Consider the following 23282-nt stretch of genomic DNA (forward strand, 5'->3'; position numbering starts at 1 on the left):
GACACAAAATCACATAAAAATACCGGCATCCTTCCCATGAAGAATGCCGGTACTTCTCATTTATCAACCATACAAAACAGCATGAAATACGCCTAACAGTAAGTATTGATCTTCTATATAGCCCTCATCATACACATTCATCTCGATGTGATACATATCTTCCTCAAGACGAATATTCCAATCTGCGATTACATAGCCGTTTCGTAATAACTTTCCAAGCCCAATTGAAGTTTTGTGAACAACATATTCTTCTTTCTTATATGTAAAGGTAAATAAGAAATTTGCATCTAATAACTTTCCATCACATACAAGTATTTCATGCTCTGCATCATTATTATCGATGTACGTTACTAAAATCCTTCTTTGGCGCTGCCTACTTACATCCTTTGCAATGACGCGAATATTGCCCTTACTATCCTTTATTTCATAAATGATATTACTACCGACTTTCGGAATGAAGTCTAGCACTTTCATCAACGCATTTTTATAATAGCCCCGTACTGCGCCTACTCCTTCGCTTCCATTGTAAACCTCTATTGAAGTCGTATCCGCTTTACTATCACACAGTCGTTTGTAAGAAAGCTGCATCATTCGCTCTCCTCTTAAATACTGATCAAACGTAACAGGATATTCTATCGCGCGCAGTTCCTTATTTAGCTCATATAAATAACGTTGAACGCTCTCTACTAATGCTGTAGTGGATATACGTTCCTGAAGTTCAAATTGCTGCCAACTGGAAGAAACTCTCCACTGATCTTCCTCTTCATAGAAGAACCCGAGAATTACCTCCTCACGGTCACTCGTTTCATAATTCAATTGTTCTTTCTGCCCATGTTGCACTTGTTCCATCCACTGTCCTAAATAAATGCCAAGCTCTGCGACCTTCATACACGACTTCTGGAAAAGTACGCTGTCACTCGCGCGAATCGTTAAATCCCCTTCAATAAAGCCCTTTGTATAAGCATCATACTTTGGATCATCCTTCTGCGGAATAGCCTTGTCTAACTCAAATAAAAACGTTAACATTCTTTACTCACCTCTAGTTGTTACACAGTTAATCCCTATAAATTGACCACAACTCAAATTATATCAACACGATTAAAATGAAACTACCTTTTCTTCCGCCACTTCCACAATTTCTAAAATTTGTAGCAGGTTCTCCACTTCATAAGTCGGCTTAACACTCATCGTATTCTCTTTTAAACTCGGATTATACCAACACGTATCAATACCGTAATCTTCTCCGCCTTTCATATCAGAAGTTAGCGAATCTCCAACCATTAGTACACTTGATTTATCAGTAATCCCAAACTTCTCAAAAGCATAATCAAAAATCTCACGCGCTGGTTTTTGATGGCCGACCTCTTCAGAAATAATAATATGATCAAAGAAGTTACATAAAGGCGAATTTCCAATTCTAGATTGTTGCACTTTTGTATATCCATTCGTAATGATACCTAACTTGCAATCTTGAAGATTCTCACATAATTGCACTGCACCTTCTATAAGATGTACTTCTTTCCCTAAGTTTTCAAGGTATACATCACTAAAATGCTGCGCATCTACTTCTAGAGTATGAAGAGCAAATAATTGTCTAAATCGATCTACCGCTAATTCACTTAGCGTAATCATTTTATTCTCTAAATCTCTCCATAATCCATTACTAATCTCTTTATAACTTGCAAGATAATCATTATACCCTGTAGGCATGCCAAATTGTACAAACGCGTTATGTAATGCGTTTCTTTCTGTTTCAGGGAAATCTAATAATGTATCGTCTACGTCGAATAGTATTACTTTGTATTTCATGATGTTCGCCTCAATTCCTATATTCTCATAGCTTAATTATAGCAACAATAATAAAAGGAGGCTAATCCAATCAGCCTCCCTCCTCATTATTTATCCCGCATTAACGGGCAGTCCGATTGGTGAAGGCTAATAATCAGTGGGGATGACCCCCCACTGATTAAAGTTTCACTTTATCTTCTAGCAATAACACTTTCATTTCCTCTAACGATTCTTTCGTAAAGCCAAGAGCTTTTTCAGCGTATGCTTCCACTGATCCATATTGCTTTTTAACTTCATCAATCGCAGCTTGTAAATACTCAGCACGTGCTTCAAACATTGCACCTAATATTGCTCTACTTTCGTCGTTCTGTAATTTCGCACCTAAAAAGGCCATCATTTTTTCATTTAACTTTTCACGGAAACCGTTACTTAGTAAGTAGTCTTCCATTACTGTTTTTTCCGGTACACCTAGTAAAAGTAATAATAATGCTGAGCCAAATCCTGTGCGGTCTTTTCCAGCTGTACAGTGGTTTACTAACGGTAAGTTTTCCGGGTTTTGCGCTAAGTTTAAGAAGCTCACGAATGCTTCATTACCACTTACAAAATCTTGATTCATTTTCATAAGATACTCGCCTGGTTTCCCTAACATAGAAAGGTCACCAACTTGGAAAAATTCATTTATATTTAAGTCTTTCGCTAAATCTTGCATAACTGGTAAGCACACTTGACGAGCACCTGTAATTTCTGGGTTCGGCTTATGCTTCACTTCAAAATCTGTACGGTAGTCGCAAATTAACTTTAAGCCAGACTTTTGTAAATAGTCGATATCCCACTCTGTTAATCCTGCTAATTCTTCAGAACGGTACAATTTGCCCCATTTCACTTTACGGCCTTCTGTCGTTTCATATCCGCCCATATCACGGAAGTTAAATGCACCTTGTAATGGCAATCTACGCTCAGCTACTGTCACTGCTTGTCCATTACTTCCTACTAGTCTAAAATATGGACGCTCAGTTGAACTTAGATTTTCAATTGTATATGATGGTTCTCCATTTACCGTTGCAAGTAATTCTCCATTTTCTTCAATATGATCTGGTGAAGTACTCCAATAAATACGAACTTTTTCTATATTATTTTCCCATTTTATTTGTAACGTATGATCTTCATTTCTTTCTACAGTTGCTTGTAACCAATTTCTTTGCTGCTCCATTCTTTCACCAACGCTTTCTCGTATAATCGAATCTTTCTCTATTGTATTATAGGAATATCCATTTTGTCGTTCTCATTTTTTTTTTATCTTACAAACAGGCTAGAAGTTCTTTTACTTGTTCAAAATTTGTACACGGATTCCCGTTAAACAAGTTCAAGAACCTTTTCCCCCTCCTAAAACCTTCTCACATATCGCTCAGTAGAGCTCAGCTGCTGACATCCGTTCTTTTCAAAGACATCCTTCATCCACTCGTTTTGTACATTTGTCTCGCCAATATAATAAGATGCGCCTATTTCTTTTAATACAAACATTGCCCCTGTAAAGAATGCTGCTTCATACCCTTTATTTCGCATATTTGGAGCGACTGCGAAATACATAAGTTTTCCTTCTTCTAACGTACCTCTTTCAATATGCGGGATTACAATTCCTATTGGCTCTTCATCGATACTTGCTGTTAAACAATGTTCTTTCCATTGCCCACCTATTTCTTGTAGCATCGTATTTACAAATTGATCATAATCGATTTGTTCTCCCGTCACTTCATTCCACAGTGAATAAAAAGCGGCTTCGCCTATCTCTTCAATAAGCTTAAAATCAATTTCACTTTCTATATCTTCTACTTCATATATATCCTTAAATACAATCATGTTTTCAGTAATATATTCAAATGAATACGTTTCGAAACATTTCTTATACACATCATAATTTGGGCTTTTTGAAGAAATCTCAAATTGCAATTCTTCTATTCCATCTTTTTCAGCTTCAGCAACGCAATATTGCATTATCTCTTCTAATTGCTCTTCTGTAAAAACCTCTGCATCATTTTCTTTTATCATTATAGAAGAAGCATTTTTTCTTATTTTAAAATGTTTTTCTAACTGTTCTATAGTCATCATATACTTCCCTCATCTATGTCATACTCGAATTTCTACTTGTTCTCCTTGCATGAGCAGGATTGTCCTTGAATATATAGAATACTAGAAAACATCGCATCTTTAAAGTGCGGAGGAGGTTCTCCATTGGATATTACAGCGCTGCAACAACAGTTAGAGCTTATACAACAAAATGACTATACGCAACTGCAACATATAGATATTAATGAGTTAACGCTCAATATGCTTCAGTATATCGGAACAACTGATAGTTACGTTCGTTACCAACTTATATATAAATGTTTTGCACATTTCATTCATCATGAATTCCTTATGGACGATCAACTGAAATTACTTCTACAAACTTGTTTAAGTGATGAGTATTTATATTGTGACATTCACTCCCCACTTACAGATGGGGTTTTCACACGTTCTTATACTGTTTCGTTACTTGCATTAATACTCCAATTCGCTAACTCGCACTACTTTTTTACAGAGGAGGATATCGAAGAAATAAAAAACAAACTCATTACATACACAAACTTAGAAATGGATTTTCGAGGCTATATTGAAAATAAAGGATGGGCTCATTGTCTTGCCCACGTATCTGATGCCTTTTCTGAAATTGTTCACAATTCCTATACGACCTTTGAATGGTACGAGGAATTAATTCATTGTTTATTAAATAAAATTTTCATCCCATCGGATCTTTTTCATAATAATGAAGATGAACGAATTGTTACACCGTTACTATCTATGCTATATCATGACTTTCCGCAAGATGAGTTAATTTCAATTATTTATAAAAAAATAAAAAGGCTTCCTCAAATTAGAAAACGCCTTTCCCTTAATGAGTATTGTATTTTATGCGCAAACATTAAAATCTTTTTACGCACATTATTTTTTAGAACAAAAGATGATCATAACTTAGCATTTACAGCACGTAAAACAGAAAAAATGTTAAAAGAACTGCCTAATTATTATTAAATATAAGGAGAAGACATATGGGCTATATTGAAGACATGAGAAATCTAGTAGGAAATCATCCACTCATTTTAATCGGATCACACGCCATTATATTAAATGAGAAAAATGAAATATTACTGCAGCTCCGTACAGATTTTAACCGCTGGGGTATTATTGGTGGCGCCTTAGAATATAACGAAACGTTAGAAGACGCTTTAAATCGAGAAGTATATGAAGAAACCGGACTTATCATTAAAAATCCAGAACTATTCCGTACATACTCAGGATCTGATTTCTTTCAAATCTATCCAAACGGTGATCAAGTACACGGTGTGCTCGTTGTTTATATTTGCCGAGAATTCCACGGTCAGCTTGTATGCGATCAAACGGAATCGAAAGAACTGCGCTTCTTTTCACTTGATGAATTACCTAGTAATCTCCCTCCTGTTATTGATAGGATTATTACAGATTACCAGCAAAAACAAGGGAACGCTTAACGTTCCCTCTCAAATCCAATCCGTTTTTTAATTTCCGCTAAATTTACCTTTGCGATAGCTCGTGCCCTCTCAGCACCTCTCTCTAACGCTTCATATAATAAATGCGGCTCATTCATATACATCTCATATTTCTCACGAGGTCCGGCTAATTCACGGTCTACAACGCGGAATAACTCTTTTTTCACATCTCCCCAACCAATTCCGGCCTCATACTTTTCACGCATCGACTGAATTTCATCTTCTGTCGCAAATTCTTTATAAATCATAAATAACGTTTCCAGTTCTTTCGGTTCATTCGGAAGTGAAGAATCTGTTTTGATTTTAAATATTAACTTTCGTAGCTTTTCTTTCTCTGCAAATAACGGGATAACATTCCCATAACTTTTACTCATCTTTCTTCCATCAAGACCAGGTAATATTGCACCTTCTTCTTGTATGACATACTCCGGAAGTGTAAATGTCGTGCCGAATGTATGATTAAAATACGTCGCAATATCACGCGCAATTTCAATATGCTGAATTTGGTCTTTTCCAACTGGTACATGAGTAGCTTGAAATAGTAATATGTCAGCTGCCATTAAAATCGGATACGTATATAATCCCATATTCACACCTGCATCAATTTCTAATCCCGCTTCTTTATTTTGCTCTACCTTCGCTTTATACGCATGAGCACGGTTCATAAGACCTTTCGGAGTTAGGCAAGATAGTATCCACGTTAATTCTAAAATCTCCGGTATTTCTGTTTGTCGATAGAAAATAACATCTTCTCCAAGTCCGAGGGATAGCCAAGTAGCCGCTACCTCTTTCGTATAACTACTAAACTTCTCTGGATCATGCACAGCATTTAATGCATGATAATCAGCTATAAAGTACAATGCTTTTCCTTCATTATTTTTTGACATTTGCAATGCAGGTTTAATTGCACCAATATAATTTCCTAAATGCGGATAACCTGTCGGCTTAATTCCTGTTAACATAATTTTCTCGCTCATCCTAACTCCTCCTTTCTCAAAATAAAAAGAGCCCCTCATCCTAAAAAAAGGACGAGAGACTCCCGCGGTACCACCTTAATTAGCTATATTATAGCTCACTTCAACTTCTTAACGTGAAGTAACCGTCTTCGCCTACTCATTTCAGCTAGAAGCTCCAGAGCCCATTCCATATTCATCCCTTACTGATTCCCACCACATATCAGCTCTCTGAAAAGTTTTGAACATGTACTCTTCTCTTTCATTGCTTTTTCGTTTTTTACAGTTTATCACATTCCCTTTCCAATTAAACCCTAATTTTCTGTTTTATATAGCAGGAATTTCCACCTTGATTGTCTAATAATATATAGGTTTGCAGAAATACTCGAAACAACTTTGGAGGTTTTTTCATGGTAAAATATATATCCATTTTAGGTTCAACAGGATCCATTGGCACATCTGCATTAGATGTCGTTTCCGCTCATCCTGAACATTTTAAAATCGTCGGTTTAACCGCGAATTATAATATCGATCTTCTCGAAAAACAAATCGAATCGTTTCAGCCTCGTATTGTAAGCGTAGCGACAAAAGAATTAGCGGATACATTACGTTCTCGTATTTCAACAAATACGAAAATTACATATGGAACTGATGGTTTACTTGAAGTATCTACCCATCCTGATACAAATCTTGTATTAAGTTCAGTTGTCGGTGTTTCAGGTTTACTCCCAACAATTGAAGCATTAAAGGCGAAGAAAGATATCGCTATCGCTAACAAAGAAACTTTAGTTGCAGCTGGACATATTGTCACCGAACTAGCGAAACAAAACGGATGCCGCCTAATTCCAGTTGATAGTGAACATTCAGCCATTTTCCAATGTTTAAATGGGGAAAATAATAAGGAAATCGAAAAATTAATTGTTACAGCTTCTGGCGGCGCTTTTCGTGATAAAACACGTGAAGAAATGAAAACATTACAAGCGAAGGATGCTTTAAAACACCCAAACTGGTTAATGGGCGCAAAACTAACGATAGATTCTGCCACGTTAATGAATAAAGGGTTTGAAGTGATGGAAGCTAAGTGGCTATTCGATATTCCTTATGAAAAAATTGATGTTATGATTCATAAAGAAAGTATCATCCACTCTTTAGTGGAATTTATTGATGGATCAGTCATGGCACAGCTCGGTGCTCCTGATATGAGAATGCCGATTCAATATGCGTTTCACTACCCTACTCGACTACCTTCATCCTATGAAAGATTAAATTTATTAGAAATTGGTAGTTTGCATTTTGAAAAACCAAATTTAGAGAAGTTCCCCTGTCTACAATATGCATTTGAATGTGGAAAAATTGGCGGTACAACTCCAGCCGTATTAAATGCAGCGAACGAAATTGCAAATGCACTATTTCTTAAAAATGAAATTGCATTTTTCGATATCGAAAAAACAATTTACAATACAGTTGAAGCTCATCATAACGTAAAAGATCCTTCACTCGATGATATATTAGAAGCTGATCAATGGGCACGCCAATACGCAAATCAATTGTTAATGAAAAAGAGCTAAAACAGGTTTCTCTGTTTTAGCTCTTTTTTCACGTATTCAACTTCACAAATCTATAACCGTGCGTAACTAAAACTTTTAATATCGCATACCCTGGAATTGCTAAAATAATCCCCATAATTCCAAATAAATTTCCCGCAGTTAAAATGATAAATATAATAGTAATCGGGTGAATATCTAACTTTTTCCCCATGACTTGCGGAGAAATAAATTTACCTTCTGCTAATTGTACAATCATCATAACGATAATTACTTTTAACACCATTGATGGCGAGTCGATAAATGCGATAATTAAAGCTGGTGTAATTGCAATGATTGGTCCTACGTACGGAACGATATTTACAATCATCGCTAAAATAGCAAGTAGTACCGCATATTTAATACCAATAATAAGATAACCGATTAATAGCATAATACCGATAAATAAACTAACAATAATTTGTCCTCTAATATACGAACTAATCGCATAATGCATATCATCTAGTATTCTCTTCGCAGCTGGTTGTCTTTGCTCAGATATAAGCTTTAAAAAATGATTCGGTAATTGCTCACCATCTTTTAAAAGATAGAACAAAATAAACGGAACCATTACAAATGTTAAAACAACTTCAGTAATTGTACTTAAAAATCCAGTTACATTTCCTGTTACTGATGATAATGATTTTGTAAAGTTCATTGTAGAATCTTTTACGATATTAGCAAAATCAATATTTAAACTTTCCTGCATTCTACCAATTACATTACTTTCTCCAAATTTACGTGCTGCCCTTTCGATTTCATGCCCGAAATATGGCAAGTTATCTATTAAAGCATTTACTTGATCTTTAATAATTGGAATAACCGTGACCGCAAGAAAAACAAATAATCCAAGAACAATTATATATATCGAGGCAATCGACACAATTCTCGACACACCTTTTCTTTCTAAAAGAGAAACGAATGGATGCAATATATAAAATAGTACTCCCGCTAATAATACTGGGAAAAAGATTGTTTTTAAAAATACGACGAACGGTGTAAAGACGAATGATATTTTTGTAAGTAATAATATATTTACAAACAGCAACGCGAATCCAAGTAGTACAGCTAAATAATTTTGTTCTTTAAAAAACTTTTTCAACTTATCTCTTTTTCTTATATTTACTTTCTCCAAGTGTACCACCTCTCTAATTAGGAAAAGCCCTAAAAGGGCTTTATAAAACAATCAGTAATAGCCTTTATTTTCTTGCAGTTTTTACTACAAATGATACAATAAGAATTAACACAATTGCACCTAATAATGCTGGCACGACATGAATCCCACCAAATGATGGCCCAAAAGATCCAAATAATCTACTACCTAACCAAGCTCCTAGTAAACCAGCAATTATATTTCCAAACATACCAGCTGGAAAATTTTTACCCGTTATGGAACTAGCAATTATACCTATAATAGCACCAACTATTAATGTGATAATCCATCCCATTTTTAGTCCCTCATTTCTATTATAGTTTGTATTATCAAATACAAGAGTAGCTAAACTCTTATATAAGATTACGTATTTATCTACGCTAACCATATCCTACTATAGAAATATACCTACGAACATTTTATGTATGGAGATACATATATTATATGCAAAAAAGAAAAAAATTGTCAAACTTACCCACAAATCAATTATATTAATATATCATATTTAAAGGAGGCGTTATTATCTATGATTCATAAATTACTTCCCACTTCTTATGAAGTAGCATCATCCATTTTAAATGTTCAAATTCCAGCTTATAAAATTGAAGCAGACTTTTTAAACAGTACTGCAATACCTCGTTTATATGATACTGTAAACGATATTCAAAATTGTGATGAAACATTCTATGGATATTTCTCTGAAAATAAACTCGTCGGCTTTATTTCTTTTATACAAGAAGAAGAACTAATCGATATCCACAGATTAGTTGTATCGCCCGATTTTTTTCAAAAAGGAATCGCAACGAAACTGCTACTTTATATATTTAACATGTTCTCGTCTTCAATGACATACATTGTACAAACAGGTAAAGCCAATACTCCAGCTCTGGCATTATATAAAAAACACAGCTTCATTGAAGTAACAGATACAACACTACCTGATGGCATGATTCTTACACAACTTAAAAGACAGAAAAAACAAAATAGTTTGACTTAATTATTTATTTATGTTATTTTTTACTTTATACAACCTTTTGCTGAGTCCAAATTTTGGAGCGGGGGAACCATTTTTGTAGCTATGCTACTTGGGGCGAATCTTTTTCAAGTAGGGAAACTCTCACTTCCCGAGTCCGACAGCTAACCTCGTAAGCGTAATGGGAGAGGAAGGTGCTTTTTGCCTATGTTACACACTTTGCCTCCTTAGTTATAAATATGGAATCGATATCAATCAGAAAACTATATTTATAGAAAAGGAGACTGGTACAATGTTACGTTTATCAGATCACGCAATAAAAATGATGGAGCAAAGACTTCGACTCGAACAACACCGCACATATCAAGCAAATAAAGTTGTAGATAACTTACATCACAAATACTTCTTTCAGCATATTTTTCAACCGAAAAGATAAAGAAAATGTTTATTTAATATTAAAAAACACAAGGTGTGTCTATAAAGACATTCCTTGTGTTTTTTATATTCCCTATACTTTTTATAATATCCTCACCACATTTAAACTTGCCGTAATCACACCTGCTATAGTGGTCACATGCCCTACACCTAACGGGCCATTTTGTAATACTAATGTTGAATTTGCACTCGCTACATTCACAAGAAGCGTATTTGAAATGGCTGGCTCGATTACTACAGTTGATGTCGTTACGTTTTGTATAAAACTCCCTGTTAATTGACTTCCATTTAATAGTAATCTGACAGATACTGTCTCATTCCCACCAGTCGCGTCCCCTTGGAAATAGTAGCTTACTAAATATATTCCTGGTGTGGATACCGTGACAGTTGTAGCACTAGTTAAAGATACACCAGTTCCATATACAGTGGATCCTGAATTAATTGGAATGTTGGCATTTGCTGCAATTGTACTTGTTGAGGTAGAAAAGAAATAGCCGCCACCTGTTGATATTGCAGACGATCCAGTTGGACCGGTTGATCCAGTTGAACCTGTTGCACCAGTTGGACCCGTTACTCCGGTTGAACCTGTTGCACCGGTTACTCCTCTTATTCCTTGTATCCCTGTCGGTCCAATCGCACCTGTTGAGCCAGTCGATCCAGTTGCTCCAGTGGATCCGGTCACTCCTTGTGGACCTTGCACTCCTTGAATTCCTTGAGAACCTGTTACTCCAGTTGAACCGGTTGCTCCGGTTGCTCCCGTGGCACCTTGTGGACCTTGTATTCCTTGCACGCCTTGTGGACCAGTTGCTCCCATCGATCCAGTTGCTCCTGCCTGCCCCGTTATCCCTTGTGGACCTTGGATTCCTTGTGGACCCGTTACTCCCGTCGGTCCAGTTGCTCCGGTTGGACCGGTTGGACCAGTTGAACCGGTTATTCCTTGTATCCCTTGGGGACCAGTCAATCCAGTTGGACCAATTGGGCCTTGAATTCCTTGTAGACCTTGTATTCCCTGTGGACCATTTGGACCTTGAATACCCTGTGTTCCCTGGATTCCTTGAGGGCCGGTTGCACCGGTTGGACCCGTTGGACCCTCTAGACCTTGCACTCCTTGAATTCCAGTCGCACCTGTTGGACCTATACCTCCTTGTGGCCCCTGTATTCCTTGTATTCCTTGAGGACCGGTTGGACCCGTTGCTCCTCTAGGACCGATGATGCCTGGAGGACCACTGTTACCAGTAGGGCCAGTTGCTCCTTCAAGCGGAAGAGGCAGTGCCACTCCAAATTTTTTGCACTTTCTATGATGACGCACAACAATCCCCCTTCCCCAAAATAATTACACTTTTTATATGAAATGCATTTTTATATGAAAAGTACATCTTTGACCTCATTTTTTTAAAAATAAAGAAGCCTATCATTTCATTTATTTGAAATGATAGGCTTCTTTTTATAAAGCACTTTACTTTCTCACCTTAATAATAAAAGTCGTTGGCACCATTCTAGCTTTATATAAAGAATAATATTTCGTAGACGGCTCAGCTAGTTCTTCATCAAATGAGCTAGATGGTTCAGGCTCTTCTATTCTCTCAATTGTAAATCCCACTCTATTTAACTCATTTATGTATGTACTTATTTTTCTCTTATATAATGTCGCTTGTACATTTCCTGCCATATATTGCAACGAATGCCCACTTCCACATCCAATATCAAGAACCTTTTTATTTCTGATTGAATCGAACAAATGAATCTCATCTTCAGACGCTGTATACGGGCCATATTTCGGTAAACAATCCACTTGAAAGAAATATGGTGCAACTGTATCCCAACACTTTTTATTTAAAGCTAACATTTGCGTACCTTTCATATCCTACATTCCCCCATCTAATTTTCTTCCCCTAATATAAATTACACATTATAACCCGATCTCCCTTTTCTCTTCGCCCGGTAATTTTTCACTTTCGCAATCGTACCGCACGCTCTTCCTCCTGCTTCTCCAGCATACATACCGCACCATCTTTTACTTCCATTTCGCGAATGATCATAAAATACCCAGCGACAATCTGGGCATGCTTTTAACCTTCCCCACAAATTTTCTTGAATTGACATTAACACAATGCTTAATACTTTTGTATATACATTCTCTTCGTGCACAGGCTCATATGTAATACCTTTCATATCTTCCTTTACATGTACATGAAATGGGTATTTCTCTAACCACTTTTGCAATGATCCTTCGCCTTCAACCGTTAACCGAATATCTTCTCGAAAACTTTTTAATTCCTCTATCGTATGAAATGGAACCTCTTTATGAAAATATTTTTTCATAAAAAGCTTTATATCCTCTTCTGTTTGCAGCATATCAATTGGCTCTCTCGTATCGTTTGGTATTTTCCATGTATTTAAAAATTCCCGAATATATTCTAATTCATTTGGTGCATATTGATTCAATTCCATCCACCTTCTTCTTAAAATTTACTTTTTTCTGACTTTATGTATAATTATAATATAAAATAGTTAACCATTAAATAATTTTACTGGTTACGATATTAGGAGGAGTTCTATGAAAAGTTTCTCAATACCGATACGTTTCATGCTTATTTCTTCATTCTTTATGTCTTTTGGGTATTTTGCAGTATACGCATTTTTAGCTATTTATCTATTAAGCTTTCTTCATTTTTCTGCTGTTCAAGTAGGAACAGTGTTGACGGTTATGACAATTACATCACGAGTTATCCCATTATTCTCAGGATTAATTGCTGACAAAATAGGCTATATCATTATGATGATAGCCGGATTATTTTTAAGAGGAATCGGATTTATCGCTTTAGGAATATGCTCTGATTTCTATACAATTTCTATTTCTTCTGCACTTATTGGCTTCGGAACTGCATTTTACGAACCTGCTGCGCGCGCCATATTTGGCTCACAACCAGCTCATATGAGAAAAAATTTATTTACATATTTAAACCTTAGTTTTAATTGCGGTGCAATAATCGGACCAATTGCAGGAGGGTTCTTACTCTTACTCGATCCAATCTATGCTTTTTCTCTAACAGGATCTCTTATGCTGTTATTCGCTTTTATTTTTTACTTACTTAAAAATCACTTCCAAGTCACTACTGAAAACACGTCTATTACATTAGGGCTACAGGCTATCTTACAAAACAAATCTTTCCTTTTGTTTTCATTTATTATGATTTTCTTCTATATTATGTTTACTCAGCTTACTGTCGCACTTCCACTTCATATGAAAAACATTAGTAATAGCAACCAGCTTGCTACACTAGTTATTACGATAAATGCAATAACAGGCGTCATATTTATGGTGTTATTCCGAAAACTATTTCATAAATACAACACACTTTCGATTATTAAATACGGTGTTTTATTAATGAGTATTTCCTTTTTACTCATTCCTTTATTTCAACACCCATATTGGCTATTTATTTGTGTAATTTTATTTACAATCGGTGAAACACTCGTATTACCTAACGCTGATATCGCTATTGCAAATTACAGTAACGAATCATATACAGCTACTTACTTCGGATTTTATCAACTATCACTCGCATTTGGTTTTATCATCGGTAATTATACCGGTACATCTTTTACATCCAACTTAAACGGAATGTATACACCATGGCTTATTTTCGGCGGAATAGGACTTATTGGTTTTATTTCACTCCATATTTTAAATATTAAAAAAGGGAGCTCTAAAGAGGATATATACCTATGTAATGAGACGAAACATCTTTAACACATTACAATTGAGATGGTACCTTTAGACAAGCAGCCTATAATAAAAAGATTCGACCATCATATTTGACAGTCGAATCTTTTTATTTTTCATATTCAAGATGATTATGTCTTTTACAACCAAATAAATAGCAAGCCCCTATATAATCAGTTTCAAATTCTAACCCTGGAACATATCCAGATTCGATACGTTCTATCATTTTTTATAACAATTGTTCTCTTCTATATATTCCTCAATTAACTCTTTCTTATCGTTTTCTGTCCAATTTTCTTCTACTTCTTCATTCTGAACATCTTCTATTTCTGCTGTCTTCGCTTCGATAGATTCCCGTATAACTTCATTTATACGGGAGAAATTATTAACTTTATATAGAGCATAAACAAATCTACCAATCCAATTGGGACTTTTCCAATCTTCTTTGTATCCCTTTTCGAAGCATTGAATGGCTTCTTTATAGCAATTCAACTCAACATATAAACCTGCTACATTAATTTCTCCTACAAAATCATCAGATTTCCTGTTAAAAGCATCCAACTTCTCTTTCGCTTCTGTTTTTCGCCCTAAATCAATTAAACACTTTACATAGTTATACATTATAATGTCTGAATCCCCTGCAACTCGCAAGAAAAATTCCGAAGCTTTTTCCAACTCTCCAAGATTATAATGAGCTACAGCTACATTGTGATATGCTTCATCGGATGGTTGAATCGAAATAGATTTTTGTAATGCATCTTTCGCTTCTTCCCACTTTTCTTGTTTCATGTAAATTTCCCCTAAGATGTTATAAGGAAAGTATGAGGAAGGATTCAACTTAACAGCTTCTTTTATTAATTCAAGAGCTTTACCATCATTCTCTTCCTCATAAAAGTACATCCAAGCAAGATTATTGAGAGATTGCACACCTCTAGATTCATGTACTGCTTGTTGAAACAGTTCCATTGCTTCCTCATATTCATTTTGCTCAAACATTTCAATTGCCTTCTCGTTAATGTTCAAGTAACTACCTCCGAAGTGAATGAATTCATCTATTCCCTATCATCATTTTAATATGTAAAAATTGTAATTTCTATAAAAATAAGATTGCTTCGTATTAAGCTCTTTCTCCTGTCTACATTTCATCATATATTTGGATATCCAATTCGTAATGACTTTATCAACACCGCTTTGTAAAGAAAATAAATACCTACTGTAAAAATACTGATTCTCAACAATAAGTAAACTTTTCAATCTCCCTTAAATTGGATATATAACCTACTTTAATTTACATATTATGGTACAATAAAAAAGTGCTAGCTAAACATTTACGTTCCACACTAGCAGTCTAGCAATACCAAAATCAAAAATCACTTGAAATTGGGGGATGTTATGAAAAAGAAATTAATTGTTCTGCTATTCATCGGAATCATTTTATCCGGATGTTCAACTATAGTAGAAAATTCTTTAGAAACCGGAAGCGGCAGTATTGAATTATTAACACCAACGATTACAACAAAAGATAATGAATTAGAAATTAAGACTGAAGGTATTGATGAAAATAAAGTAACTTTTATTTATGTTGCCAATAAAAAAGTATTGGAACAAAAAATAAATAATGGTGAATCCTACAAACTTAACATTAAAGATATCGAGCACGCTCATAGGACAGACTACAAGCCAAGAGTTCAACTTTTGCAAACGAAAGATGATAACGAAGATGGAGACATGGCAACCTTTAAACAAGTTAGATATACAGTTGAAAAAAAGTAGTTTTATAGTTATTTCATTTAAATATAACAACCGAAAATATACTTTTAACAGAGGGTAAATATAAGAGGTGCTAGCATGAAAAGCAGATGGATTTATTGGTGGATTGGTAACATATTTTGGATTATAACTTTCGGGATATTGGCAGCTATCATTTGGCTAAGAGAGGTTGATGGGACCGGCGTTACTCAAACACCTGAGCTGAAATTAATAGCATTTATCGTTTTATTAATTGCATTTATATTACCACTAATTATTCAAGTTGTATGGTTAATTGTTAATCTGAGAAAAAGCAGAAAAAAATAACGCAGAAAAAAGAGAGAAATCTTTTTCAATATAGATTCCTCTCTTTTTTCTATGGGGATTATGCCGTGCTTTTAAAGCTGCACTACTCCCTTTTCTTTACGATGCATGTTCATCTTTCTTCTTCTTCAACAATGCTCTCTTTTTCATCGCCTTCGTTAAATATCCACCTTTAAACGAACGGATTTCATAAGAAGACATAAACGCTTTCGGTGCAATTTCATTAATAATTTCTAACAGTTCTTTTTCTCTAGAACGCTTTGCAACGATATCTAAGCGATAACGTATAGAATTTATTCCTTCACCTTCAAATACTGTAACGCCAAATCCAAAATGGCGTAATTCATTTACTAATTCATTACAACGGTCTAGCAAACTAACTTGATACGTAATATATCCAATTGCTAATTTATTTTCTATATAACCGCCTAATAATAGTCCCGCACTAAAGCCGATGACATAGGCAACAATGTTCATCCAATTTGATAAATCTTGAAACACAATACCTAAACTGACAATATAAATTGCTCCTTCTAACAATCCTACACCTGCAGCGGATCTTGTTTGATTCTTTACAAGCAAAATCGTACGGATTGTTAAAGTTGGAACGTAAATAATTTGAAGCACAAAAATAAGTAAAGCTTGTAACATTGGTATCCACCTCTTTCGCAAATTCTTTTGTCATGATAACATACATAAGCTTTAGAAATCGATGGGTTTTTTAATTTTTTTTAATTTTTTTTCATACTATTGAAATGCCCCAAAAATAAGCGTATTATGTTTGGCGTAAATTCGATAAGTACCAGTAAATCATTCGTATTATATCATTTATTTTTAAACGCAAAAAAGGAACCTGATTAGGTCCCTTTCATCAGAGCTCTATGTTTTTCGAAGCATTTTCCTTTTGCTTCTCTTCTTCTTTTACTAGCTGCATATTTGCATAGGCTAAATTCGCAATCATTAAAAAGTGTCCACCCAATATTCCAGTACCAAATGCCCACATTTCCATTTCATGCTCAATTTCAAACATAATGATAGCCCCTAATATTGCGGCTGCAAATCGGTTTAGAACTCCTAATCCAGGAGCCTTTTCTTTCATCACGATACTTCTTCCTAATTTCTCCACTCTGCGAGCTAATAGCCAAAGACAATATGCGCTAACTGCTAAACCAATACCGAACCCTGTCACTTGTTTCCCAAACGGAGTAACCGCCCACATTAGTAGTAAACCACTAAAGATCGTATACAATTGTAATCGATATACACGTAAGGCTACTTGAATCAAAATATCCGCTCCTAATTTCACATTTTATTATGTGTCAGAAGAAAAGCAGCAACTTACACAGTTGCTGCTTTCTCTTGTTCTTGTTCATGATCCATTTTTTGAATTTCAACACGTTTAATTTGATAAGCATCTTTTTCTAATACTTTAAATTCATAGCCTTCTGCTTCAACGTATTGTCCTTCTTCGATTTCATGATTTTGCATCATAATCCATCCACCGATTGTATCCACATCGTCTTCTTCAATGTGTAATCCAAACAAATCTTTTACTTCTGAGATAAGCACTTTTCCATCAACAATTTTATGATACTCGTTCACATGTTGAATTGGTGGTGCTTCATCTTCATCATATTCATCACGAATTTCGCCGACGATTTCCTCCAATATATCTTCAAGCGTTACAATTCCAGCTGTTCCTCCGTACTCATCATATAAAACAGCCATTGGAATTCGCTTCTTCTGCATTTGCAGTAATAAATCATGAATTGGAGTCGTTTCCATAACTTCAATAATCGGACGCATATACGTGCGAATCGATGATAAATCTTCTTGATCGTTGTTCATATATCGAATAAAGAAATCTTTTACGTTGACCATACCGATAATATCATCTTTATCTTCTCCAAAAATCGGATAACGTGTGTATCGTTCATTTTGGATTACTTTCATGTGTTCTTCTACTGAATCTTCAAGATAGAAACCAACGATTTCTGTACGCGGTACCATTATCTCTTTCGCGATGCGATTATCAAATTCAAAGATATTATTTACATACTTGTATTCAGCTTGATTAATTTCGCCACTTTCATAGCTATCTGAAAGAATAAGACGTAATTCTTCTTCTGTATGAGCTACTTCATGTTCAGAAGCTGGTTTCAAACCGAATAAACCAGTTATAACACGAGCTGAACCGTTCAATACCCAAATAAATGGATACATGATTTTATAGAACATCATTAACGGAGTTGCCAATAACAACGTTACTTTTTCAGCCTTTTGAATTGCCAGCGTTTTCGGAGCTAATTCCCCTACTACAACGTGTAAATATGTCATTAGCATAAAAGCAAGACCAAAAGTTAATACTGATGAGATAGAAGGATTTACGTTCCATTTCTCAAATAACGGGTGTAATAACTTTTCGATTGTCGGTTCACCTAACCAACCAAGTCCCATCGCTGTAACTGTAATACCTAATTGACAAGCAGATAAATATTCATCTAAATTTGTTGTTACCTTTTTCGCTGCTAACGCACCGCGTTTCCCTTCCGCAACAAGCTGATCAATGCGACTTGAACGTATCTTAACAATCGCAAACTCTGCTGCTACGAAAAATCCAGTAAATGCGATTAAAATCGCAACCATGACTAAATTAAATATTTCCAATGAATCCCCTTAGTTAAAAAAACTAAGGTGTCCACCTCCTGTATACTATAATGTTTTCTTATTTGTTCGTTAGAAAACATAGCCCGATACAAAAATTAAAGAGGTCGGATTTCACTTATTCTATAATAATAGAGCAAGTGTCTGTAATAAAGCTGTCGTTTGACCTGATAAAGATTTCGATATTTTTTCACGTTGTGAATCAGTCAATTCATCTAAAAGAGGCTTTAACTCTGTTAGTTCTGCTTCTAATCTATGAATATGGTCTGTCACTTCATTCACATGTTTCGAAACGTGTTCATTGATACCGAGCAGCTTCTTCTCCTCGATCTTCTCTTTAATCTCACAAAGCGGCATATGCATTTCTTTGCACTTCTCAATAAATTGTAATGTCTCAAATGCTGTTTCGTCGTAATAGCGATAATTAGATTGAGATCGCTCCGCTTTTAAGATTCCTAGATTCGTATAATAATCAATCGTTCGTTTCGACACGTGAGCCATGAGAGCCAACTGTCCGATTCGATACACCTTCCCAACGATCTTCCCCCCTTGTTTATATTACTATTATCATACAATACATAAACTGTACAGTCAAACGTGACGGTTTGTTATTCACATTTTATGCACAATTCCATAACACTCTTTAATAATCAGAAAATTAAGTTATAATATCGTTAAAAGAAGAAGGGAGGCTACGTTCATGTACTACAACACTTCATTCGAAAACGATCAACCTGTAGGCCGTCTATAATCTAAGACGGGCATCCATATAACAAGTGCACCATGCCTCGTCTTAGGGAATAAATCATAACCCTAAAAATAGACGGAGGTCATTCAAATGAAACAAACCATTTTAGGAGCTATATGTTTATCACTAGCAGCAAGTATTTGGGGCGGTATGTACGTCGTTAGTAAATACGTACTCGACTTTATTCCGCCACTTACACTCGTTTGGCTACGCTTTATTATCGCTTTTGTTGTTTTATATGCGATTTTGAAAACAACTGAAAAAAAGCAAAAGAAAAAAGTAACCATACACAAAAAAGATTGGCTATTATTCGCTTGGATTGGATTCATCGGGTATTTCATTTCGATCACATGTCAATTTATCGGAACGAAATTATCCGATGCTCATACAGGCTCCTTAGTAACATCAGCTACACCTGCATTTATGGTTATATTTGCAGCGCTCCTTTTAAAAGAGAAACTAACTGCTCGTAAACTTTTATCAACTATAATAGCGACAATCGGTGTTATTATCGTTATCGGATGGGATATTGAAATCGGCTCCTATTTTATCGGTACAATCATTTTAGTTGGAGCGGCTATTACGTGGGCTTTACTATCCATTTATGTAAAAATCGCTTCCGCTCGATTTTCATCTTTAATTATTACAACGTACGCAATATTTTTTTCACTCTTTTTCATTACACCTTTTATGGTATGGGAATTCCAATCAAGTCCTATTGAACATATAAACATGTACGTATTATTAGGCGTACTCTATTTAGGAATCGTCTCAACCGCAGGTGCATTTTTTCTTTGGAATAAAGGGTTAGAATTAATGGATGCTAGCATCGGTTCATTATTTTTCTTCTTTCAACCGATCGTAGGATCATTACTTGGCTGGCTCCTGTTAAATGAGACGTTAAACAGTAACTTTTTCATTGGTGGTATCCTTATTATATGCAGTGTTATAATTACTACTTTTGAAAAGCAAAAATAGTATAAAAAAACAGGCAGAGACTTAGTCTCTGCCTGTTCGCATAATTGGGTCTTGGTCGTGAAAACCGATGCAAATTGGTATATTACTTTGCAAACCACTACATGCAATTTACGCACTCCAATGCGCTGGACGAGACAACACTTTCGGTAATTTCGTATGTTTGTCCCCTTTCGCCGCATTAATTTGAACTTGCGTAAGAAAAACACTATTTGTAAAATCTGTCCCGCGAATGTCTGCATCTCGCAAGTCTGCTCCGATGAGATCCGCTCCCCTTAAATTTGCATCTCGTAAATTAGCCGCAATAAGATACGCCCCTCTTAAATTTGCTCCTTGTAAATCTCTCTTTTTTAAATTCGCTCCCATAAGGTCTGCACCTCGGTGACTGATTCGTTTCTTACGTGCATCATTCATTTCTTTCCAAACTAATTCACTCGTCTCTAAAAGGAGAATGTTCACTTCTGCACGGTGTAATGGCACATTTACTTCCATTAACTCATCTGGACTTAAATTAGAAAGACGCTCAGTCTCTTCAATTGCTTCCTTCAGCTCTTTATGAATGGTCTGCGTCGCCTTTAATAGAATAGCCTCATTCAAATACCAAAGCATTTCATGAAGTTGATGCATTACCGGAAAAGCATCATACATTTTTCTCGCATGCTGAGCATCTTTCCGCCAATCAATTCCCTTAAACGTAACTTGAGAAATCTTTTGTCCAGCACCAAAACATTCAAACACTGTACAACCTTTATACCCTTTTCCTCTAAGATCTCTATGTATACTACATTTATAATCTGATTGTAAATTTGTACAAGGTTTACCACCATCTTTATTCACCGCAAAATCTATTGACGCTGCGAACGGTAATGCTACACAACATAAACCAAAACACTTTTCACAATCTGCTTTTAAACTATTGTGATTTGTATCCTCTTCTACATGAAAATAATCGTTATTATTAGTCAAAATATATACCCCCTGTTGTCTTTTGACTATTTCATAATATTCCAACTGTATTAAATAATCAATTTTAAAATAAAACAGCATCTTTCATTTCAATTCATAACTTTATCACTCAATTTCCTTTCAATTGAAAAAGACTATTTCTATCTAATGAATTATAATTAAATTATAAATATTCAAACTAAAAGGAGAGTTACTATGGCACTAGAAATGAAAACCAACTGTCAAATTTGTGATCATTCCCTCGAGCAAGATTCTGAAGCATACATTTGTGTATATGAATGTACATTTTGTGCACCATGTACAGAAGAAAGAAACAACGTTTGTCCAAACTGCGGTGGTGAGTTAGTACGCAGACCGAAAAAGAAACAGTAAAAAAGCAAGGCGATATCGCTTTGCTTTTTTCTCTCCCCTATTTTGGGGTTATATGAAATTATATCGACTTACCTATAAATAAAGACATTTCTACATGAACTGAGTTTCAATCTCTCTCACAAATTAAACATTTAAAAATTTAACACAAACAGGCTCTGGTACAACAACATCAGATTGTAAAAGTGTTAACTTACCAGTAGATTCATTTCTTGAAAATAGCACAAGGTTATGTGACTTTTCATTTGTAGCAACAAGAAATTTTTCAATCGGATCTAATACAAAGTCCCTCGGCCAATTTCCTTCTGTAGATGTATGTTCAATAAATGTAAGCTGACCTGAGTTTTGATCCACACTGAAAACAGCGATACTATTATGACCACGATTAGCTGCATACACAAAACGGCCGTCAGAAGAAATATGAATAGCACTCCCTTGACTGTTTCCATCAAATTCTTCTGGAACAGTAGAAATATACTGTAATTCTGTAAAAGCCCCTTCTTCTGAATTATATGTTAACACAATAACCTCTGAACTCAGCTCAGTCATCACATAGGCGTACTTTCCATTTGGATGAAAAGTAATATGTCTCGGACCACTTCCTGGATTTACAGATAAGCTATTCACTTCTGTTAATGCACTATCTTTTATTTCATATGTAATTAATTTATCAATTCCTAAATCAACACCCACCACATATTTTTCATCAGGAGTATATCCCGCGTAATGTGCATGTGGTTTTTCTTGTCTTTCTTTATTTGGACCTGAACCTTCATGTGCCATAATAGATGCGGCAGGATTTACAGTTCCATTTTTTTCATTTACTCCGAAAGACTCAATCGTTCCTTTATGGTAATTCGCTGTAACTACCGTATGATTTCCACTATCAACACTAAGATGACAAGGAGAAGCCCCTTCTACTACTTGTCTGTTTTTTGCCTGAAGTTCTCCAGTATGACTATCAATTGAATAAGCAGCTACACCACCAGTTTCTCCTTCTTTAACAACAGAATAGAGATATTCATTATTTCGGTTAATAGTTACATATGTAGGGTTATCCAGTTTGGCCGCAAGTGTTACATTACTAATTTTTTTTGCTTCCGTGTCTAAAGTAAACGTATATATTCCTTCGCTATTTTCTTTCGTGTAAGTTCCAACATATCCAATAAACTTTTTGTTATCCTTCATTTTCATAACCCTCTCCCTATAGTTTTTGTTCATCATACTTTTTACTAAGTAGCCTTAAACTATTTATATTGAAAGAATATCCTAAAAAATCGGAGTACCTCTTTATACGTTACCATATTTTCTT

At 35.3% G+C, this 23282-nt stretch carries 25 protein-coding genes, 2 pseudogenes, 1 riboswitch and 1 other annotated feature; of the genes and pseudogenes, 10 read left to right on the forward strand and 17 right to left on the reverse strand.

Annotated features, from left to right (window positions below; all coding sequences use genetic code 11):
• Positions 1-63: 63 nt before the first annotated feature.
• The 4 genes from SB773_RS24210 to SB773_RS24225 all read right to left on the reverse strand — a co-directional run bounded on the left by SB773_RS24210 (position 64) and on the right by SB773_RS24225 (position 3894).
• On the reverse strand, positions 64-1026 hold the full coding sequence (locus tag SB773_RS24210; RefSeq protein ID WP_410592636.1) for a tubby C-terminal domain-like protein: 963 nt from the start codon (positions 1024-1026) through the stop codon (positions 64-66).
• A 72-nt stretch (positions 1027-1098) separates the two neighbouring features.
• A complete protein-coding gene (locus SB773_RS24215; protein WP_410592638.1) occupies positions 1099-1809 on the reverse strand; it encodes a YjjG family noncanonical pyrimidine nucleotidase in 711 nt (236 codons plus the stop codon).
• 157 nt (positions 1810-1966) lie between these two features.
• Entirely contained in the window at positions 1967-2998 is a 1032-nt protein-coding gene (locus SB773_RS24220) for a tyrosine-protein phosphatase (RefSeq protein WP_410592640.1), read from the reverse strand.
• A 173-nt stretch (positions 2999-3171) separates the two neighbouring features.
• Positions 3172-3894: a GNAT family N-acetyltransferase gene (locus tag SB773_RS24225; protein WP_002033371.1), complete on the reverse strand. Its 723-nt coding sequence runs from the start codon at positions 3892-3894 to the stop codon at positions 3172-3174.
• A gap of 123 nt (positions 3895-4017) precedes the next feature.
• Here SB773_RS24225 and SB773_RS24230 point away from each other — a divergent pair, with 123 nt between their 5' ends.
• Complete coding sequence (locus SB773_RS24230) at positions 4018-4857, forward strand: DUF2785 domain-containing protein (protein ID WP_002013997.1); 840 nt, start codon at positions 4018-4020, stop codon at positions 4855-4857.
• A 17-nt stretch (positions 4858-4874) separates the two neighbouring features.
• On the forward strand, positions 4875-5333 hold the full coding sequence (locus SB773_RS24235) for an NUDIX hydrolase (protein WP_131245416.1): 459 nt from the start codon (positions 4875-4877) through the stop codon (positions 5331-5333).
• Here the strand turns inward: SB773_RS24235 and SB773_RS24240 are convergent.
• Entirely contained in the window at positions 5330-6328 is a 999-nt protein-coding gene (locus SB773_RS24240) for a tryptophan--tRNA ligase (RefSeq protein WP_410592644.1), read from the reverse strand. The two genes, SB773_RS24235 and SB773_RS24240, sit on opposite strands and share 4 nt — an antisense overlap.
• Before the next feature lie 44 nt (positions 6329-6372).
• Positions 6373-6579: a binding site (T-box leader), on the reverse strand.
• A gap of 135 nt (positions 6580-6714) precedes the next feature.
• Between SB773_RS24240 and SB773_RS24245 the strand changes: the two genes are divergently transcribed.
• A complete protein-coding gene (locus SB773_RS24245) occupies positions 6715-7872 on the forward strand; it encodes a 1-deoxy-D-xylulose-5-phosphate reductoisomerase (RefSeq protein ID WP_061689138.1) in 1158 nt (385 codons plus the stop codon).
• Positions 7873-7900: 28 nt separating this feature from the next.
• Here SB773_RS24245 and SB773_RS24250 read toward each other — a convergent pair whose 3' ends face one another.
• Together SB773_RS24250 and SB773_RS24255 are read right to left on the reverse strand one after the other, a co-directional pair.
• Entirely contained in the window at positions 7901-9022 is a 1122-nt protein-coding gene (locus tag SB773_RS24250) for an AI-2E family transporter (protein WP_410592646.1), read from the reverse strand.
• Positions 9023-9086: 64 nt separating this feature from the next.
• Complete coding sequence (locus SB773_RS24255; RefSeq protein WP_060750673.1) at positions 9087-9335, reverse strand: GlsB/YeaQ/YmgE family stress response membrane protein; 249 nt, start codon at positions 9333-9335, stop codon at positions 9087-9089.
• 231 nt (positions 9336-9566) lie between these two features.
• On the opposite strand from SB773_RS24255, the gene SB773_RS24260 reads away from it, so the two are divergent.
• Positions 9567-10037, forward strand: a complete 471-nt coding sequence (locus SB773_RS24260; protein ID WP_060750672.1) for a GNAT family N-acetyltransferase — start codon at positions 9567-9569, stop codon at positions 10035-10037.
• A gap of 28 nt (positions 10038-10065) precedes the next feature.
• Positions 10066-10208: riboswitch (cyclic di-AMP (ydaO/yuaA leader) on the forward strand.
• Positions 10209-10305: 97 nt separating this feature from the next.
• The gene (locus SB773_RS24265; protein WP_000945246.1) at positions 10306-10449 is read left to right on the forward strand and encodes a hypothetical protein; all 144 of its coding nucleotides are present in this window, start codon (positions 10306-10308) and stop codon (positions 10447-10449) included.
• 81 nt (positions 10450-10530) lie between these two features.
• Here SB773_RS24265 and SB773_RS24270 read toward each other — a convergent pair.
• From SB773_RS24270 to SB773_RS24280, 3 genes and pseudogenes are all read right to left on the reverse strand, one after another.
• Positions 10531-11706 (reverse strand): annotated as a pseudogene (locus SB773_RS24270) (collagen-like domain-containing protein); the annotation flags it as partial.
• Between the two features lie 198 nt (positions 11707-11904).
• The gene (locus SB773_RS24275; protein WP_410592650.1) at positions 11905-12309 is read right to left on the reverse strand and encodes a class I SAM-dependent methyltransferase; all 405 of its coding nucleotides are present in this window, start codon (positions 12307-12309) and stop codon (positions 11905-11907) included.
• 41 nt (positions 12310-12350) lie between these two features.
• Positions 12351-12893 carry a CGNR zinc finger domain-containing protein gene (locus tag SB773_RS24280; protein WP_060750708.1) on the reverse strand — a complete coding sequence of 181 codons (543 nt, stop codon included), beginning with the start codon at positions 12891-12893 and terminating at the stop codon, positions 12351-12353.
• Positions 12894-13005: 112 nt separating this feature from the next.
• Here SB773_RS24280 and SB773_RS24285 point away from each other — a divergent pair, with 112 nt between their 5' ends.
• Complete coding sequence (locus SB773_RS24285; protein WP_088293866.1) at positions 13006-14202, forward strand: MDR family MFS transporter; 1197 nt, start codon at positions 13006-13008, stop codon at positions 14200-14202.
• Positions 14203-14284: 82 nt separating this feature from the next.
• On the opposite strand, the pseudogene SB773_RS24290 reads toward SB773_RS24285, so the two are convergent.
• Positions 14285-15198, reverse strand: a pseudogene (locus SB773_RS24290) (tetratricopeptide repeat protein).
• Positions 15199-15567: 369 nt separating this feature from the next.
• On the opposite strand from SB773_RS24290, the gene SB773_RS24295 reads away from it, so the two are divergent.
• Complete coding sequence (locus SB773_RS24295; RefSeq protein WP_002084382.1) at positions 15568-15948, forward strand: hypothetical protein; 381 nt, start codon at positions 15568-15570, stop codon at positions 15946-15948.
• Positions 15949-16023: 75 nt separating this feature from the next.
• Positions 16024-16251: a DUF3923 family protein gene (locus tag SB773_RS24300; RefSeq protein WP_193664216.1), complete on the forward strand. Its 228-nt coding sequence runs from the start codon at positions 16024-16026 to the stop codon at positions 16249-16251.
• A 96-nt stretch (positions 16252-16347) separates the two neighbouring features.
• On the opposite strand, the gene SB773_RS24305 is transcribed toward SB773_RS24300, so the two are convergent.
• From SB773_RS24305 to SB773_RS24320, 4 genes are all read right to left on the reverse strand, one after another.
• Positions 16348-16899 (reverse strand): DUF2179 domain-containing protein, encoded by a 552-nt coding sequence (locus SB773_RS24305; protein ID WP_002014015.1) that lies wholly within the window; start codon positions 16897-16899, stop codon positions 16348-16350.
• A gap of 220 nt (positions 16900-17119) precedes the next feature.
• Positions 17120-17533 (reverse strand): ATP synthase subunit I, encoded by a 414-nt coding sequence (locus SB773_RS24310; RefSeq protein WP_002084378.1) that lies wholly within the window; start codon positions 17531-17533, stop codon positions 17120-17122.
• Positions 17534-17586: 53 nt separating this feature from the next.
• Positions 17587-18915 (reverse strand): hemolysin family protein, encoded by a 1329-nt coding sequence (locus tag SB773_RS24315; RefSeq protein WP_044443291.1) that lies wholly within the window; start codon positions 18913-18915, stop codon positions 17587-17589.
• A 120-nt stretch (positions 18916-19035) separates the two neighbouring features.
• Positions 19036-19440, reverse strand: coding sequence for a MerR family transcriptional regulator (locus tag SB773_RS24320; RefSeq protein WP_088293862.1), 405 nt, complete (start codon positions 19438-19440; stop codon positions 19036-19038).
• Between the two features lie 310 nt (positions 19441-19750).
• Between SB773_RS24320 and SB773_RS24325 the strand changes: the two genes are divergently transcribed.
• Positions 19751-20638, forward strand: a complete 888-nt coding sequence (locus SB773_RS24325) for a DMT family transporter (RefSeq protein WP_410592656.1) — start codon at positions 19751-19753, stop codon at positions 20636-20638.
• Positions 20639-20746: 108 nt separating this feature from the next.
• Here the strand turns inward: SB773_RS24325 and SB773_RS24330 are convergent, their stop codons facing one another.
• Entirely contained in the window at positions 20747-21601 is an 855-nt protein-coding gene (locus tag SB773_RS24330; protein WP_410592658.1) for a pentapeptide repeat-containing protein, read from the reverse strand.
• 195 nt (positions 21602-21796) lie between these two features.
• Here SB773_RS24330 and SB773_RS24335 point away from each other — a divergent pair, with 195 nt between their 5' ends.
• Positions 21797-21973 (forward strand): DUF1272 domain-containing protein, encoded by a 177-nt coding sequence (locus SB773_RS24335; protein ID WP_410592660.1) that lies wholly within the window; start codon positions 21797-21799, stop codon positions 21971-21973.
• Between the two features lie 123 nt (positions 21974-22096).
• Here the strand turns inward: SB773_RS24335 and SB773_RS24340 are convergent, their stop codons facing one another.
• Positions 22097-23164 (reverse strand): lactonase family protein, encoded by a 1068-nt coding sequence (locus SB773_RS24340; RefSeq protein WP_486304297.1) that lies wholly within the window; start codon positions 23162-23164, stop codon positions 22097-22099.
• Positions 23165-23282 lie beyond the last annotated feature (118 nt).

It is taken from the genome of Bacillus sp. SIMBA_074 (genome assembly GCF_046534555.1).
GTDB lineage: Bacteria > Bacillota > Bacilli > Bacillales > Bacillaceae_G > Bacillus_A > Bacillus_A mycoides.